This is a genomic window from Shimia sp., from assembly GCF_022448905.1.
Classification (GTDB): Bacteria; Pseudomonadota; Alphaproteobacteria; order Rhodobacterales; family Rhodobacteraceae; genus Shimia.
Map to the genome: position 1 here is coordinate 288,542 of NZ_JAKVCW010000002.1, position 16,958 is coordinate 305,499.

At 57.5% G+C, this 16,958-nt stretch carries 13 protein-coding genes and 1 pseudogene; 10 read left to right on the plus strand and 4 right to left on the minus strand.

The features are described from left to right. The first annotated feature begins 193 nt into the window (after nt 1–193). Nucleotides 194–1,453: pseudogene (locus MK208_RS03150) on the plus strand (NAD-dependent epimerase/dehydratase family protein). Between the two features lie 170 nt (nt 1,454–1,623). Here the strand turns inward: MK208_RS03150 and MK208_RS03155 are convergent. Next, nucleotides 1,624–2,403, minus strand: a complete 780-nt coding sequence (locus MK208_RS03155; protein ID WP_294113789.1) for a gamma-glutamyl-gamma-aminobutyrate hydrolase family protein — start codon at nt 2,401–2,403, stop codon at nt 1,624–1,626. A 126-nt stretch (nt 2,404–2,529) separates the two neighbouring features. Beyond that, nucleotides 2,530–4,662, minus strand: a complete 2,133-nt coding sequence (locus MK208_RS03160) for a malate synthase G (protein ID WP_294113791.1) — start codon at nt 4,660–4,662, stop codon at nt 2,530–2,532. Between the two features lie 210 nt (nt 4,663–4,872). Here MK208_RS03160 and pepN point away from each other — a divergent pair, with 210 nt between their 5' ends. From pepN to gatB, 5 genes are all read left to right on the plus strand, one after another. Then, the gene (gene pepN, locus MK208_RS03165) at nt 4,873–7,458 is read left to right on the plus strand and encodes an aminopeptidase N (protein ID WP_294113794.1); all 2,586 of its coding nucleotides are present in this window, start codon (nt 4,873–4,875) and stop codon (nt 7,456–7,458) included. Further along, nucleotides 7,458–8,195, plus strand: coding sequence for an SDR family oxidoreductase (locus tag MK208_RS03170; protein WP_294113796.1), 738 nt, complete (start codon nt 7,458–7,460; stop codon nt 8,193–8,195). The genes pepN and MK208_RS03170 overlap by 1 nt, the downstream gene beginning before the upstream one ends. 2 nt (nt 8,196–8,197) lie before the next feature. Then, on the plus strand, nt 8,198–8,623 hold the full coding sequence (locus MK208_RS03175; protein WP_294113797.1) for a hypothetical protein: 426 nt from the start codon (nt 8,198–8,200) through the stop codon (nt 8,621–8,623). Nucleotides 8,624–8,829: 206 nt separating this feature from the next. Continuing rightward, on the plus strand, nt 8,830–10,059 hold the full coding sequence (locus tag MK208_RS03180) for a hypothetical protein (protein WP_294113800.1): 1,230 nt from the start codon (nt 8,830–8,832) through the stop codon (nt 10,057–10,059). Between the two features lie 75 nt (nt 10,060–10,134). Continuing rightward, a complete protein-coding gene (gene gatB / locus MK208_RS03185; protein WP_294113803.1) occupies nt 10,135–11,643 on the plus strand; it encodes an Asp-tRNA(Asn)/Glu-tRNA(Gln) amidotransferase subunit GatB in 1,509 nt (502 codons plus the stop codon). Between the two features lie 90 nt (nt 11,644–11,733). Here the strand turns inward: gatB and MK208_RS03190 are convergent, their stop codons facing one another. Further along, on the minus strand, nt 11,734–13,881 hold the full coding sequence (locus MK208_RS03190; RefSeq protein ID WP_294113806.1) for a S8 family peptidase: 2,148 nt from the start codon (nt 13,879–13,881) through the stop codon (nt 11,734–11,736). A gap of 258 nt (nt 13,882–14,139) precedes the next feature. On the opposite strand from MK208_RS03190, the gene MK208_RS03195 reads away from it, so the two are divergent. The 3 genes from MK208_RS03195 (at nt 14,140) to MK208_RS03205 (ending at nt 15,861) form a co-directional block, all read left to right on the plus strand. Further along, nucleotides 14,140–14,613: a thioesterase family protein gene (locus tag MK208_RS03195; RefSeq protein WP_294113809.1), complete on the plus strand. Its 474-nt coding sequence runs from the start codon at nt 14,140–14,142 to the stop codon at nt 14,611–14,613. A 96-nt stretch (nt 14,614–14,709) separates the two neighbouring features. Further along, nucleotides 14,710–15,303: a class I SAM-dependent methyltransferase gene (locus MK208_RS03200; protein ID WP_294113811.1), complete on the plus strand. Its 594-nt coding sequence runs from the start codon at nt 14,710–14,712 to the stop codon at nt 15,301–15,303. Nucleotides 15,304–15,339: 36 nt separating this feature from the next. Then, nucleotides 15,340–15,861: a DUF4177 domain-containing protein gene (locus MK208_RS03205; RefSeq protein WP_294113813.1), complete on the plus strand. Its 522-nt coding sequence runs from the start codon at nt 15,340–15,342 to the stop codon at nt 15,859–15,861. Between the two features lie 6 nt (nt 15,862–15,867). Here the strand turns inward: MK208_RS03205 and MK208_RS03210 are convergent, their stop codons facing one another. Beyond that, a complete protein-coding gene (locus MK208_RS03210) occupies nt 15,868–16,128 on the minus strand; it encodes a BolA family protein (RefSeq protein WP_294113815.1) in 261 nt (86 codons plus the stop codon). A gap of 75 nt (nt 16,129–16,203) precedes the next feature. Here MK208_RS03210 and MK208_RS03215 point away from each other — a divergent pair, with 75 nt between their 5' ends. Beyond that, nucleotides 16,204–16,827, plus strand: coding sequence for a DnaJ domain-containing protein (locus MK208_RS03215; RefSeq protein WP_294113817.1), 624 nt, complete (start codon nt 16,204–16,206; stop codon nt 16,825–16,827). The last annotated feature ends 131 nt before the right edge of the window (nt 16,828–16,958 follow it).

Sequence of the window (16,958 nt, forward strand, 5' to 3'; positions counted from 1 at the left end):
ACACCTTTACGGCGCGGCCTTCGCGCCCATAGGCTGTTTGCACGACGGACAAGACACAGGGCGCGACCAACCACCAAAACCCATGACCGGCAATTTCACGGCTCATGAGAGGTTCCCTGCGCCCTGCTCCCCTTCCGAGGGGCATTTCAGGAACGCAACACCAGCCCCCTCGGCTGGCATTTGGAGAACGCGCATGAACAAAGTTCTGGTTATTGGCGGCGACGGCTTTTGCGGCTGGCCCACTTCCCTCTATCTCAGCGAGCAAGGCTACGACGTCACCATCGTGGACAACCTCTCGCGCCGCAAAATCGACAACCGCCTCGGCGTGGTCAGCCTGACACCAATCAAATCCACCCAAGAACGCATTGAAGCCTGGAAGGAGGTCAGCGGCAAAACCATCAAATTTGTCGAACTGGACGTCGCACAGGAATTTGACGACCTCGCCATCCTGATGGGCGAGTTGCGCCCCGACGCAGTGGTGCATTTTGGCTAGCAGCGGTCTGCCCCCTACTCCATGCGCGGTGCCTGCCCCAAACGTTACACCGTCGACAACAACATCAACGCCACCCACAACATTCTCGCCGCTCTGGTGTTGCTCGATCTGGATGCCCATGTTGTGCACCTCGGCACCATGGGCGTGTATGGCTACGACGGCGCGGGTTTGGAAATCCCCGAAGGCTATCAGCAAATCATGGTGCGCGGTGATGACAACGTCATACACAACCGCGAAATCCTCTACCCGTCCAATCCGGGCAGCATCTACCACATGACCAAAACCATGGATCAGCTGATGTTCCAGTTCTACGCCAAGAACGACGGCATCCGCGTGACCGATCTGCACCAAGGCATTGTCTGGGGCACCCAAACCGACGAGACACGCCGCGACGAAAGGCTGATCAACCGCTTTGCCTACGACGGCGACTACGGCACGGTGCTCAACCGCTTTCTGATGCAGGCCGCCATTGGCTACCCGCTGACCGTACACGGCACCGGCGGACAGACCCGCGCCTTTATCCACATCCGCGACACCGTGCGCTGCATCGAACTGGCAATTTCCAACCCACCGGAAAAAGGCGACCGCCCCGTCATCCGCAATCAAATGACCGAAACCCATCGCGTGCGTGAGCTTGCGGATTTGGTCGCCCGCTTGACCGGCGCCGAAGTTGCCATGGTCGACAACCCGCGCAAAGAAGCTGCCGAAAACGACCTCCGAGTGTCAAACGCCAGCTTCCTCAAGCTTGGTCTCAATCCAACCACTTTGGCCGAAGGCCTGCTGTCTGACACTTACCAGGTGGCACAGAAATACGCGGATCGGATCAATCGCGATCGCGTAGCCGCCGCCACGGTCTGGACCAAGAACCAGAAGCCCGGTGTTGTCACCGTGAAAGCGCTCGAAGAGGGCAAGGCCCGCGGCGATACGGGTGACGTAGTTCAAATGCAAGACAGCGCCTGATACGAACATCGGCAAAGGGCTTGGCGCTTTCCCAAGCCCTTTCGCCATCTCATCGCGCGGACGCTGCGGCGTTAAGGAATACATATTCCATTTTTATGGACAGTCGCGAAACAGTCGCGATACCGACAATATACCGACGTGCAAATCAGCTTCGTTTTGGCTGTTAACCTTTAGGCCAACTTGAGCACAGGCCGCGCTTCCTGCCCGCTTGCCCAGGCCCGCACCGCTTCGCCAAAGGCTTCAAACAGCGGACGGCTCACCGGGTCATTGGCCGCATCCCATTCCGGATGCCACTGCACCGACATGGTGAACCCTGGCGCGCCCTCGATGTAAATTGCTTCCGGCGTTTCATCTGGTGCGTAACCATCTATAATCACACGACTTCCCGCACGCTTGATACCTTGGCCGTGCAACGTGTTAGTCATCACTTTCTGACTACCAAACAGGTGATGGAACGGGCCGTTCTCGCTGAACTCCACCGTGTGGCGCAGCGCAAACTTCTCTTCCAACGTGCCATCCGGCGGCATCCGGTGATTGTCCCGCCCCGGTAGATCGCGGATTTCCGGATAGAGGCTGCCCCCCATGGCAACGTTAACCTCCTGAAATCCCCGGCAAATCCCCATAAACGGCTGCCCAGATTCCACGCAGGCCCGCACCAGCGGCAGCACTATCGCATCCCGCGCCCGGTCAAATTCTCCATGCGCCGCCGTCGCTGCCTCGCCGTATTCCTCAGGGTGCACATTGGGCCGCCCGCCGGTCAGCAGAAACCCGTCACATTTCTCCAGCAACTCAGCCACAGAAACAAACCGCGGATCAGCTGGAATCAACAGCGGCATACAGCCGGAAACCCCTGACACCGCTTCGGAATTCATAGTCCCCCCGGCATGCGCCGGATATTGGTCATTGATCAGATACTGGTTGCCGATGATCCCGACGACAGGACGCGTCATGCTGGCCTCTTTGACTTGTTGCGCAGCTAACCATAGGACGCGCATCCCAAATGAGAAAGCCCCGAAGCGTTCACATCATTCAAGACAAAGAAAAAAGGCCGGGGCGTCCCCCGACCTGATCGATTGTTAGGCTTGTGCCTTCAGCTCCAGCCGCCGCGCATGCAGCACCGGCTCGGTATAGCCCGATGGCTGGATGCGCCCCTTGAACACCAGATCACAGGCCGCCTGGAAAGCAATCCCGTCAAAGCCCGGCGCCATCGGCGCATAAAGCGGATCATTGGCATTCTGCCGGTCCACCACAGCCGCCATCTTCTGCATCGCGGCCATGACCTGCGCTTCGCTCACCACACCTTGGTGCAGCCAGTTGGCCAGACCCTGGCTGGAAATCCGGCAGGTTGCGCGGTCTTCCATCAGGCCCACATCATTGATGTCCGGCACTTTGGAACAGCCCACGCCCTGATCCACCCAACGCACCACATAGCCCAAGATGCCCTGCGCGTTGTTTTCGACCTCAGCGGCAATCTCTTCCTCTGAGAGGTTCTGCCCGTCCATCACTGGCACAGTCAGCAGATCGTCCAACGTCCCGCGTGCGCCACCGGCTTTGATCTCTTCCTGTCGCGCCAGCACGTCGACCTCGTGATAGTGCGTCGCGTGCAGCGTTGCTGCGGTTGGCGATGGCACCCAGGCACAGTTCGCGCCAGATTTCGGATGGCCAATCTTCTGCTCCAGCATCGCGCCCATCAGGTCCGGCATGGCCCACATGCCTTTGCCAATCTGCGCCTTGCCTTGAAGCCCACAGGCCAGACCGATATCCACGTTGCGATCTTCATAAGACAGGATCCACGGTGTGGTCTTCATCTCACCCTTGCGCAGGAAAGCGCCCGCTTCCATGGAGGTGTGGATCTCGTCCCCAGTGCGGTCCAGGAACCCGGTGTTGATAAACGCCACGCGACCTTTTGCGGCCCGGATACATTCCTTGAGGTTGGCGCTTGTGCGGCGCTCCTCGTCCATGATGCCCATCTTCACCGTGTTGCGCGGCAGGCCCAGAATGTCCTCAACCTTGGCAAAGATCGCATCCGAGAACGCCACCTCTTCCGGCCCGTGCATCTTCGGCTTCACCACATAGACGGAGCCATGCACCGAGTTGCCGCTTTCCTGCTTCAGATCATGCATCGCGATCATCACGGTCACAAGCGCATCCATCAGCCCTTCGCCAATCTCATTGCCGTCCCGATCCAGCACCGCTGGGTTGGTCATCAGATGGCCAACGTTGCGCACCAACATCAACGAGCGACCTTTCAGCGAGGTTTCCGTACCGTTCGCTGCGGTAAAAGAAACGTCATCTTTCAAAACACGCGTGAAGGTCTTGCCGCCTTTGGCAACCTCTTCGGACAGGTTGCCCTGCATCAGACCCAACCAATTTCCGTAGGCCACAACCTTGTCTTCGGCGTCCACACAGGCCACGGAATCCTCACAGTCCATGATCGTCGACAGCGCGCTTTCCAGCGTGATGTCGTTGATACCCGCCTTGTCGGATGCGCCGATACTACCCGCGCGATCAACTTCAACAATCACGTGCAGACCGTTGTTTTTCATCAAAATACGCGACGGCGCAGCGGCGCCACCCACGTGACCGACAAAGGCCTCCGCCGCCTGTAGCGCAGGCACAAGCTGCCCACCTTCAACCGACAATCCGTCAATGTCTGCCCAGCTACCAGCAGCCAGCGGCAGAGTCTTGTCCAGGAAGTCCCGTCCCCAGGCAATCACACGTGCCCCACGCGCCGAATCGTAACCCTTGCCAGACGGCAGATCACCCATCGCGTCGGTGCCATAAAGCGCGTCATAAAGGCTGCCCCACCGGGCATTGGCCGCATTCAAGGCAAAGCGCGCATTGGTGATCGGGACCACCAATTGCGGACCGGGAATCGCTGCGATCTCCGGATCAACATTAGCCGTCTCAACCGCAAAGTCTTCGCCCTCGGCCACCAGATAGCCGATCTCCTGCAGAAACGCTTTATACGCCTCCGCATCATGCGCCTGACCTTTGCGGGCCAGATGCCAGCCATCGATCTTCTGCTGAATCTCTTCCCGCTTGGCGAGCAACGCACGGTTGGTTGGCCCAAACTCATGTGCCAGAACACTCAAGCCCTGCCAGAACACATCCGCATCCACACCAGTCCCGGGAAGCGCCTTACTCACAATGAAATCATAGAGTTCGTCGGCAATCTGCAGCCCGTGCTGCTCAATTCTCTTGGTCATTGTGAAACTTCCTCATCTCTGGCGTCGCGTTTCAATTAGTGCACATGTTTTCTATAGGCAATAAAACCGCTTACCTTCCTTTCCCAAAGGGATTTTCAACTTTTTCCATAGATTTGCGAAACTGCACATCCATTTTGTGAAAAATCGCCTACCCCCTTGCGGGTGCCGCCCGAAAAGCTACACCAAGATGAGCAACATATGGAGACCGTGATGAAAGACGCCGCGCCGCAAACGATCTATCTAAAAGATTACAAGCCCTTTGGTTGGATCATTGACGATGTGCATCTCACGTTTCGCCTCCATCCTACTGCGACCCGAGTCATTTCTCGAATCCGCTTTCGCCCAGACTACGAAGTGCATGACCGTCCCTTTATGCTGCATGGGGAAGGCCTCAAGCATATTTCCGCCAAAGTTGACGGACACGAGGTCACACTAAACCACGTTGAGGGCGGCATCGAAGTCGATGTTCCCCACGCCCCGTTCAATTGGGAAGCCGAAGTTGAAATCAACCCACAAGCCAACACGGCGCTTGAGGGACTCTATATGTCAAACGGCATGTATTGCACACAATGCGAAGCCGAAGGTTTCCGCAAAATCACGTGGTACCCAGACCGCCCTGATGTCATGGCCCAGTTCACCGTCCGCATAGAGAGCGATGCAGAGCACACGCCTGTCATGCTGTCTAATGGCAACGGCCTCTACTACGAACAGGACAACGCGCAGTCTCCCGCACCAAATATTTCTATTTATCAAGACCCTTGGCCCAAGCCTGCCTACCTCTTTGCCCTTGTGGCCGGTGATCTGGTTGCTCACGAAGACACGTTCAAAACCATGTCCGGCAAAGACGTGCGCCTCTCTATCTACGTCCGTCCCGGGGACGAACACAAATGTGCTTTCGGCATGGAAGCCCTTAAAAAGTCTATGAAATGGGACGAAGAGGTCTACGGCCGCGAATACGATCTCGACGAGTTCAACATCGTCGCCGTGGACGATTTCAACATGGGCGCGATGGAAAACAAAGGGCTGAACATTTTCAACAGCTCCTGCGTGCTTGCCTCCCCCGAAACCGCAACAGACGGCAACTTTGAGCGCATCGAAGCCATCATTGCGCATGAGTATTTCCACAACTGGACCGGCAACCGCATCACCTGCCGCGACTGGTTCCAGCTTTGCCTAAAAGAAGGCCTGACCGTCTTCCGCGACGCGCAGTTCACCGCCGATATGCGCTCCGAGCCGGTCAAACGCATTGACGACGTGCTCGCCCTGCGCGCGCGCCAGTTCCCCGAAGACCAAGGTCCCCTGTCCCACCCGGTGCGCCCTGAAAGCTTTCAGGAAATCAACAACTTCTACACAGCCACGGTCTATGAAAAAGGCGCCGAAGTCATTGGTATGCTGAAAACTTTGGTGGGTGATGACGCCTATGCCAAGGCGCTCGACCTCTATTTTGAGCGCCACGACGGTCAGGCCTGCACCATCGAGGACTGGATCAAGGTCTTTGAAGACAGCACCGGCCGCGACCTCACACAGTTCAAACTGTGGTACTCGCAATCCGGCACGCCCGAAGTCACCGTGCGCGAAGAGTACGAGGGCGACACTTTTACATTGCACCTGACCCAATCCAGCGCCCCAACTCCAGGGCAAGATGTGAAAGCCCCACAGGTCATCCCGGTGGCCGTGGGCCTGCTCAATGACAATGGCGACGAAGTGCTGCCCACTAAGATCCTGGAACTCACCGAAGCGGAACAGAGTTTCAGCTTCAAAGGCCATGCCACCCGCCCTATCCCCTCGGCTTTGCGCGGTTTTTCTGCGCCTGTGACGCTGACTCAGGACATCGACAACGCCCGCCGTGCTTTCCTGCTGGCACATGACACCGATCCATTCAACCGCTGGGAAGCGGGCCGCGATCTCGCGCGCGACAGCCTGATTGGCACAATCGTGAAGGGGACCGCTCCCAACCCAGACTATCTCTCAGGCCTAAAGACACTTTTGCGCGACGACAGACTTGATCCGGCCTACCGTGCTCTGATGCTTGGGCAACCTTCGCAATCCGAACTGGCAGGCATTCTGCACAAACAAGGCCACACAGCGGACCCGGCTGCAATCCACGCTGCCACAGAAACCCTACGCGACGCCAAGGCCAAGGCCTTCGCAGATCTGCTACCAGACATCTACGCAGCCAATCAGGTCGCGGGTCCCTTCTCGCCGGATGCGGAGCCTGCCGGCAAGCGCAGCCTTTCAAATGCCGCGCTCTCCCTTCTGACCCGTCTGGACGGTGGTGAAACCGCTGAAAAACAATACAAATCCGCGGGCAACATGACTCTGCAACTCGCAGCCTTCGGCGCGCTATTGGATGCGGGCAAAGGGGAAAATGCCGTCGCAGCCTTCTATGACCAATGGAAAGACGACCGTCTGGTGATCGACAAATGGTTCTCCATGCAGGTGATGTTTGCCAACCCCGAAGACCTTGCGACAACTGTCACCACCCTCACCCAACACGCTGACTTTGATTGGAAAAACCCCAATCGCTTCCGCGCCGTGATGGGGGTCATGGCCGCACATCACGCCGGCTTCAACCATGAATCGGGCGCGGCCTACAAAGTGCTGGCGGACTGGCTGATCAAGCTGGACCCTGTGAACCCTCAAACCACCGCGCGCATGTGCAGCGCCTTCCAAACCTGGAAACGCTACGATGCCAACCGGCAAGCGCTCTTGAAAGCACAGCTTGAGCGCATCGCCGGTCAGGATGGCTTGAGCCGCGACACCACCGAAATGGTGACCCGCATTCTGGAGGCATAATGTCCAAAGTTCTACTGATCACCGGCGCCAGCGCAGGCATTGGCGCGGCCACTGCCAAATTGGCTGCCGAAGCGGGTTATGACCTCGCGCTGAACTACCGCAGCGACACCCAAGGCGCTGAAACTGTTGCGGAATCCGCACGGGCATTGGGCATTCGTGCAGAACTTTTTCAAGCAGACGTGGCGGATCCCGACCAAGTTGAAGCCATGTTCAAAGCCATCGACGCGAGCTTCGGCCGCGTGGATGCGCTGGCCAACAACGCCGGCATTGTCGACCAAGGCGCACCTGTCACCGAATTTACCCACGCGCGCCTGAAGCGCATGTTTGATGTCAACGTGATCGGTGCCATGCTGGTCGCCAAGGAGGCGGTGATCCGTATGCAAGCGCAGGGCGGCGGCGCCATTGTCAATGTCAGCTCCGTGGCCTCCCGTACTGGCTCGGCCAATGAATATGTCGACTACGCCGCGTCCAAAGCGGCCATCGACACCTTCACCAAAGGTCTGGCCGATGAGGTCGCCGCACAGGGTATTCGCGTCAACAGCCTGCGCCCCGGCATCACTGACACAGAGATCCACGCTAAAGGCGGCGCGCCAGACCGTGCCAAACTTCTGGCGCATAAGATTCCAATGCAACGCCCTGGCACCTCAGAGGAAATTGCCCGCGCCATCCTGTTCCTGCTGTCAGAAGACGCCAGCTACATAACCGGCAGCACGCTTGATGTGTCTGGAGGCCGGTAAACATGGATACATTGAAACACGCCCACTACGGCCGCAATCCGCGCAGCATTCTCGTGCTCTGCCTTGTTAGCATTGGCCTAGTTGGTTTGCTAAGCTACGGCATTCATTGGGGCATTGTCGCGGTGCTGTCCTTCTTTGTGATCCCCACCCTTGTCGACGTGGCCTTTAACCCGGTTGCGACTTTTGAACTGGATGACAACGGCATCCGCTGGAAAAACGCCACCCAGGAGGCAGAGCTCGGCTTCCATCAAATCAAATCGGTGCATGTTGCAACCCGTTTGGGCGTGGCCTTCCGCATCACTCTGATCATGTATGATGAGGCTAAGGTGCGGGTTCCCCAAGATGTTTTGCCACCGCGCGCCGATTTGGAAGCCGCGTTGGAGCGCCATGACATACCGGTCAAACGGGATCGCTTGCGCCTGATGTGAGTAACGAATTTGACCACAATTGGGCAGCGCGTGACCGCATGATTTCAACATGGTGCCCTTTTTTGGCCTGAATACACGCCCATAGTCCGTTCGGTGGCAGGAACGGAGCTATGATGAAACTGTTTTCCAGAGATCGAGCCAAATCCCAGGGTGTGTCGGCCGCGTCAGCATTTGCGGCGCCGGCTTTGCGCCGTTTGGGACAAGCGATGACGATGCCGCGCAAACCCGCCGTGTCCGACCTGGCCAAAGACGGAAAAAACACGTTCCGCGACCTCTTAAGTCGCCTGGAAATTCCAATCAACGCCTCCACACCGGATCAAATCGAAAGTGAACACATCCGCGACCACGGGCAGTTCCTGGCCCGTCAGGAACGCTGGGATGAGCTTGAGGAATTAATCCGTACGCACGACCAAAACCGCGCAACGACCGCCACCGGAACACCGCTGGCGGAGCTCATGCTGTTTGGCGCTCGCTCCGATGTCGTTCGTGCGGCCGAACATGCTTTGTTACATGGCCGCCCAGCGGAAGGTGCTGATTTCTTTTCCGGAATCGAAGCGCTCGAAAGCCTCCTCGAAGACTACCCCAAGAGCTACCCCATGGCTTTGGTGGTGGCACATATGCACATAGACATCGGCTGGGCCTGGCGTGGCGCGGCTGCCAAAGATGATGTTCGCGACGTGAATCGCGACGCCTTCCAGGCCCACTTTGATCGGGCCGCCGACATTCTGAAACAATACTGCCCGAAACAGTATTTCTCCCCAGCCCTGTCCGCCGCCCGCTGCGCCCTCCTGCCCGGATCGGCTCAGCCGCTCAACACTCTGTGCGCCGAGTTTGAATCGCTGATTCAGCTGGACCCGCTAAACCCCCGCCACATGCGCGCTTTGGGCAACTACCTCCTGCCGCGCTGGTACGGGGATTTTTCACAACTCGACCTGCAAGCTCGTAGAATCGCAGCACAAACTTACGACATTTGGGGCGCAGGCGCCTACGCTTGGGTGTGGTTTGACGCCTTGTTGGTGGACCCGAACGGGCTCGAGATGATGGAGATAGAGTACTTCATCGATGGCGTTACAGATGCGCTTGACCGCCGTGGCGATCAACATTCGGCCAACCTCATGGCCGCCCATCTTTACCGCAGTTGGCAGCATGCCCGATCTCAATATGGTACGGATGGACTGCGTGAAGACTTGCCTCCGGCCTTGCGGGCCGGCTTTGACATGGTTGTGCGTGAACACCTGCGCGAGATTCACCCGCTGATTTGGGGACACGCTGAGATTGGATTTGAAAACACCTCCCGTGTGATTTCCAAAGAGCGCCTGTCCGCAAAAGGCCGCGATGTGGCTTTGCAAGCAGTAGCCATGCCGTTCATGGCGGGCCTACAGGCTGGGCAAACCGTACATTTCTCGCCAGACGGCATTACCCAAATCAACCCATAAAGCACCCGCCCTCTTGCTCCTTGTATCTGGCTGGCCTAGAACGCAGATCAGCCAGATATCCAAGGAGCGTGAGCGATGCTCGACCTGACATATGAGACCCCGAAGCCCAAAGTCATTGCGGGCGCCAAACATGACTGGGAATTGGTCATTGGTATGGAGGTGCATGCTCAGGTGTCGTCCAACGCCAAGCTGTTCTCCGGTGCTTCCACCCAGTTTGGCGCCGAGCCAAACTCCAACGTGGCCTTCGTGGACAGCGCGATGCCGGGCATGCTGCCAGTGATCAACGAGTATTGCGTGGAGCAAGCGGTGCGCACGGGCCTTGGTCTCAAAGCCGAAATCCACCTGAAGTCCGCATTTGACCGCAAGAACTACTTCTACCCTGATCTGCCGCAGGGCTACCAGATCTCCCAGCTCTACGAACCCATTGTGGGCGAAGGGGAAATTCTGGTCGACATGGGCCCGGGTGTGGCGCGCAAAGTGCGCATCGAACGTATCCACCTAGAGCAGGACGCCGGCAAATCCGTGCACGACATGGACCCGAACATGTCGTTTGTCGACCTGAACCGGACCGGTGTGGCGCTGATGGAAATCGTTAGCCGCCCGGACATCCGTGGTCCGGAAGAAGCTGCTGCTTACGTCACCAAGATGCGTCAGATCCTGCGCTATCTGGGCACCTGTGACGGCAACATGCAGAACGGCAACTTGCGGGCTGACGTGAACGTGTCGATCTGCAAGCCTGGTGCTTATGAGAAGTATATGGAAACACAGGATTTCTCGCATCTCGGCACCCGCTGTGAGATCAAAAACATGAACTCCATGCGCTTCATCCAAGCGGCGATCGAATACGAAGCCCGTCGTCAAATTGCGATTGTTGAGGCCGGTGGCGAAGTTGATCAGGAGACTCGTCTCTACGATCCGGACAAGAACGAAACCCGTTCCATGCGCTCCAAAGAAGAAGCGCATGATTATCGCTATTTCCCCTGCCCTGACCTGCTCCCGCTGGAGATCGAACAAGGCTGGGTCGACGACATTGCCAAGGGTTTGCCGGAACTGCCGGATGAGAAAAAAGCGCGTTTTATCAATGACTACGGCGTGACCGAATATGACGCATCCGTGTTGACCGCCGAGGTGGATCTGGCCAACTACTTTGAAGCCTCTGTGGGCAAAGGAGACGGCAAGAAGACCGCCAACTGGGTGATTAACGAAGTGCTGGGCCGCGCCAACAAGGCCGAAACCGCGCCACAGGATCTGGTCGCGCCAGAAGCCAACGCGGCCATTTTGGCAATGGTGGCGTCTGACGAGATCAGCACCAAAATTGCCAAGGAAGTGCTTGAGATTCATATCGAAACCAAGGACGATCCAGCAAAAATTGTGGAAGAAAAAGGCCTCAAACAGGTGACCGACACTGGCGCGATTGAAGCCGCGCTGGACGAGATCATTGCGGCCAACCCGGCGCAAGTTGAGAAAGCCAAACAGAACCCGAAACTGGCTGGCTGGTTTGTGGGTCAGGTGATGAAAGCCACGGGCGGCAAGGCCAATCCTAAAGCCGTTAACCAATTGGTGGCGCAGAAGTTGAACGGCTAAAAGCCACGTCGGTATTGCGTCTGTTTCGCAGCTGTAACGCGTCGGTGTCAAAACCGGCGCGTTACACGTTTTTGACGTTAACGATTTGGCTTAGAACCGTGTCCGCAGACCAAACATCACAGCCGTTTCACGGGCGCCAGGGATATGGCCGCGGTTGACAGCATGTGCCAGAGACAGCCCCAGATTGGTGCGCCGTGTGAGCGGACGCTCGTAGCTTAGCGTCAGACGCATTTCCCGATCCGAAGGCGTAAGGTCAATCGGAACATTCTGGTGCGCCACTGTGCCGGCAGCGTTCACCACTGGCAGAGCCACCGAGGTTGTGCCAGAGGCCACGGCTGCGGGCATGGAGAACGAAAGGCTGAGTTGGTCGTTTTGGGCAAAGGCGTGCTGGTGCGCATAGGTCACGGCGCCGCCGTTCAACCAGACATCTGCAGACTGCCCCAATCCGGACGCCTCTTGGCCAAAGGCATAGCCCAAAGCAAACTTCAGCTGTGCATTGTCGGATACGTCGGTGGACAAAGCCATGTCCAGCGACATCAAAGACGTATCGGTGCCGCCATTCCAATCCGACAACAAATCCATCGTATCTTCACCAAGACCACCGCCAATTTGCAGACTTGCGCCACCAAGATCAAAGCTGCGACGAAGGCCAAATCCAAAGCGATCCGACCCCCCACTGCGGGAGCGATAGATCGACAAATCATACTCGCTGTCTAAAAGCTGCATGGGCAAACCTGCTCGCGCGCCAAAGAAAGACGCAGAACCAAACTCCGGCGCACGATACTGATCAAAGTTTATTGCATCATGGGCGCCAAACATCGGCGCTGCTTGGCGATGGGCCACCATCTGAGACGCGTCGATCATAAAGGACGCTGACAGCGTGTCCTTGCCCACCACGTTCACATTACGCAAAGAGCGGGCCACCGCATCGCCGCTGGCGGCACCGGCTACTGCAAGCGGCTCGTTGGTGTTGACCACGGTGCCGTTGCTGGTGGTCACAGTGGTGCGGCCGATCGGCAAAAGCGCCGCCGCCACATCCAGGAACCCATGGCCCCACTCTTCGCTATAGGCGTGCTCAAAGCCTGGCACCAGCTCTACGGTGCCATCCTCACGAAAGCCGCTAAACTCGTTGTCCGCCGAGGCCAGCAAACGGATGCGCAGGTCTTGATGTGACATGTCCGGGAAAGCTTCCGCCAAAAGCGCCAAAGCACCGGATACGGTTGGCGCCGCGTAGGACGTGCCGGTTCCGAAAGCGTAGCTGCTGTTTGAGCTGGCGGTGGCACCGGTCCAACTGCCGTTTGCGGAAATGCACCAGGCCGCCGCTTCACCGCATCCCGCAGACACCCGTTCCGCAGACACCACGTCATCACCGTTTAAAGTGGGCACGCCGTTCACAACCGCCAGCCAGCTGTTTTCCAGAGACGGTTCCAAAACCGGCAACCCGGCCATCAGCCCAACATTTGAGGCGTCATAGTCGTTGGACACGGAGAACACGACAATGCCATCATCGGCGTAGGTGCGCAGCGCATCAAGGTAATCACGGCCGGATGAAGACCCAAAAATGAAATTGTAGTCGGACCGCGTGGCGGTCATGCCCGAGTAGCCCCAAGAGTTGTTTAGCGCCACGGCCCCTGCCCGCGCCGCTGCATTGGCGGTTTCCGCCAGCTGGGCGTAGGTGTCAAAACTGCCAAAAATGGCATCCGCATTTGGGGCCACGCCAATCATGTCATCAGACATGCCTGTTGCGATGGAGGCCACAAAGGTGCCGTGGTCATCGCGCGCCATGCCGGACCCGGTGGTGACGTTTTTGCCGGAGAAAGCCTCATGTCCCGGGCGAAACCCGCTATCGGAGAAGGCAATAATCTGCCCTTCGCCCGTCAAACCAGCAGCATGTGCGTAGTGAATGCCGGAATGTTCAATCGGGTTACCTTCCAGACGCGTGTCTGTACTGCTGTCAAAACGGCGGTTGTTGTTGCGGTCCACAAACTGGCTACCAGACGCATTTTGCACTTGATACCGCACATTCCCGCTCAAGAGACGATTGGCCTGTGCCCGGACCTCGTCGAGACTGTCCAGAAAGGACGCCAACAGCACCTGACTATCGGTTTGCGGCAGTGAACTATCTGCTGAGCTTCCGCCGGTATCTTTCACCGCAGGTGTGTCTTCCCCACCGCAGCCGGCCACCACGCCGGAAATCAAAATCATTGCCGTCGAAAGACGTTTTTTGCGCCAGTCCATTGTTCCACTCACCGTTGCCCACACTCATGGAAACGGTAGGTTGTGAACCTTAATCATTGCCTGAATCGCCCCCAAGAAAGCGCGTCGACTTTTGTGAAATAGCCTGCTGATTTTGCTTAAAAATTAGGTATATTTGCCTGCGCCCTTTGTGCGGCACAGCGCTTAGGTAACGAGTGCCCCAACGTCAGCAGAACCCTCAAAGGTTGATCCTTTTTACGGCCGCCGCCATACAGAAAACGCAGCAGCAGGAGGATTGCCATGACCGCCCCATTTGTATCCAAACCAATGGCCGTGGAAGAGCAGTGGTTGGATTTCAACGGCCATCTAAACATGGCCTACTACAACGTGCTGTTTGATCGTGGAGTCGACCAAGTGGGCGCGGTCTTGGGCTTTGGGCCTGAGTATCGCGCACGGACAGGCAACACGACCTTTTCGGCCGAGTTCCACCTCTGCTATCTGCGCGAGCTGCATTTGGGAGACGAAGTCACTGCCAGCTTCCAACTGCTGGATTACGACGCCAAGAGCTTTCACTTTTATCAGGAGCTGATCCACGCGGATGGATGGGTTTCGGCAACCGGTGAAGGCGTGGGGCTACACATTGACCAAAGCGGTCCGCGCGTCGCCCCCATGCCGGAAGAAATCCTTGGTCAGTTTTCCAAGATGTCAAAGTTACACAGCACCCTGCCCCGGCCGGACCGGGTTGGCCGCGTGATGGGCATCCGACACAAGTGACTCCCGATGCAGCGGTGTCACGATTGGCGGCCTAGCGCGTCTTTGGTCCTCAAACCGCTGGACCTCACCGCCGCCACGTGAAACGGTACCCGCCACATGGTAGACGTGATCGACATAATGCAAGAGCGCAAGGAACTGCCGCAGTTTCTGGAGCGCGACAACCTGGTGGGCATCGAGCTTGGTGTGGCTGGTGGCTGGTATTCCAAAAGACTGATGGAAGGCGGGCTGTTTAAGGAGCTCTATGGCGTCGATATCTACGGCGACCACCACGACACCAAAGAATACATCAAAGCCCTCAAAAACATCGGCATGGGGCAGAATTACTGGCTGTTGCGCATGACCTTTGAGAATGCGCTGGACGCCTTTCCGGATGAGTATTTCGATTTTGTCTATATCGACGGCTACGCCCACACCGGCGAAGAGCGTGGCAAGACGATGTTTGACTGGCTCAAGAAGGTGAAGGTTGGCGGCATGATTGCCGGGCATGACTATCACGAGAAATGGCCGCTTGTGCAGATTTGCGTGGACGCGTTGGGCGAGGAGCTTGGCCAGCCGGTGATGCGTACACAAATGTCCAAAAAACGTGATCCACAGGACAAGTTTCCCAGCTGGGCCATGTTCAAAGAAAGCGCAGAGGTCCCGGAGTACCCCGACCGCCTGCGCAAACTGCCACGAAAGTTGCGCGGCTGAGCGCCGCCAGAGATTACATACCGGAATTTTTTTGAAATGACCTATGAGTACAAAGTTATCCCGGCCCCGACGCGTGGGCAAAAAGCCAAGGGCATCAAGGCACCAGAAGGTCGCTTTGCCAATGCGCTGGAGATAGAGATGAACCGCTTGGGCGCAGAAGGCTGGGAGTATTTGCGTGCAGACACGCTGCCGCATGAAGAGCGCAGCGGGCTGACTGGCTCCAGCACCAGCTACCGCTCGGTTCTGGTTTTTCGTCGTGCAAAGGTTGATGATGTGGCTGCATTTCAGCCGGAAACGCTTGCGGCGCCGAAGGTAGCGGAGCTGCCCGCGCCGAAAGAGGAAGAAGAGGCCGTGGCCCCTGGCACAGCCGAGCAGGCAGATATTTCGCGCGTTACATCTTCTGAACCTGTTGCCGAGTCAAAGCCTGACAGCCTGGTGCTTAAGGAAGAAGACAAGACCGGAACCTCAGCAGAGAAAGACCCCGACGAGGGTGAGTCTGTAGACGACGTGAACGTGGCGCTGAAAAAACGCGTGGAGACGCTGGAACAATCCAAGTAAAGCGCTTTAGGCGGCGTCAATGTCCAGCGCCAGCGCGTGAATGCGCCCCACCAAATCCTGGCCCAGCGCCGCATGCACCGCGCGGTGCCGCGCCAAACGGTTCTGGCCCGCAAAGGCCGCCGCACGGATGCGCACGTTGAAATGGCTTTCCCCGCCAGCGGGCGCACCGGCATGACCCGCATGGCTGGCGCTGTCGTCCACAACCTGCAGGTCAACGGGTGAAAAGGCAGCGGACAATTTGTCGTGAATTTCCTGCGCGACGCTCATAATTTTTATCTCCAGCCTCTTCAATCTGACGCCGGTTAGGGTAAACTCTCCGCTCCGAGTCGAATAGGTGCGCGTATGACAAAATCTGATCCCTTCGGTTTCGATATGTCGATTAAATCGGCCAAGAAGAAAAACCCGCGAGGACGCCGCGGCATGTCCGGAGCGTCGGAGACCTCCACTCGCGTGTGTGAACACGAGGGCTGCAACGAGCCAGGTGCCTACCGCGCCCCACGTGCGCCGGATGTGCTGGATGAATTCAAGTGGTTCTGCAAAGAGCACATCCGCGAATATAACCTGAAATGGAACTTCTTTGACGGCAAGACCGAAGCCGAGCTGAACGCGCAGAATTCCAAGGACAAGGTCTGGGAGCGGGAAACGCGCAAGTTCACCGATCCGGAGGCCCGCGCATGGGCCCGTCTGGGCATTGAGGATCCTCATCAGGTGCTTGGCGGCAACGCCACCCAGAACCCTGGCAAAAACGGAGGTGCAGCCAAGCGTCTGCCGCCCACGGAACGCCGCGCGATCGAGATTTTGGAAGCCAAAGACAGCTGGACCAAAGCTGAGGTGCGCAAGGCGTACAAAAAGCTCATCAAGGTTCTGCACCCGGATATGAACGGCGGCGACCGCAGCCAGGAAGACCAGCTGCAAGAGGTCATGTGGGCTTGGGATCAAATCAAAGAGAGCCGCAACTTCAAGTAAGTTGAATTGGCTTGAGATGTGAGGCGTGACCGAAGGGTCGCGCCTTTTTCTTTGCGACGGAAAAATCCGCAAAAGCCGTTTGAGCTAGCACACCCCTTGGGTATCACTGAAATGTGAAGGCAGGCGCAATA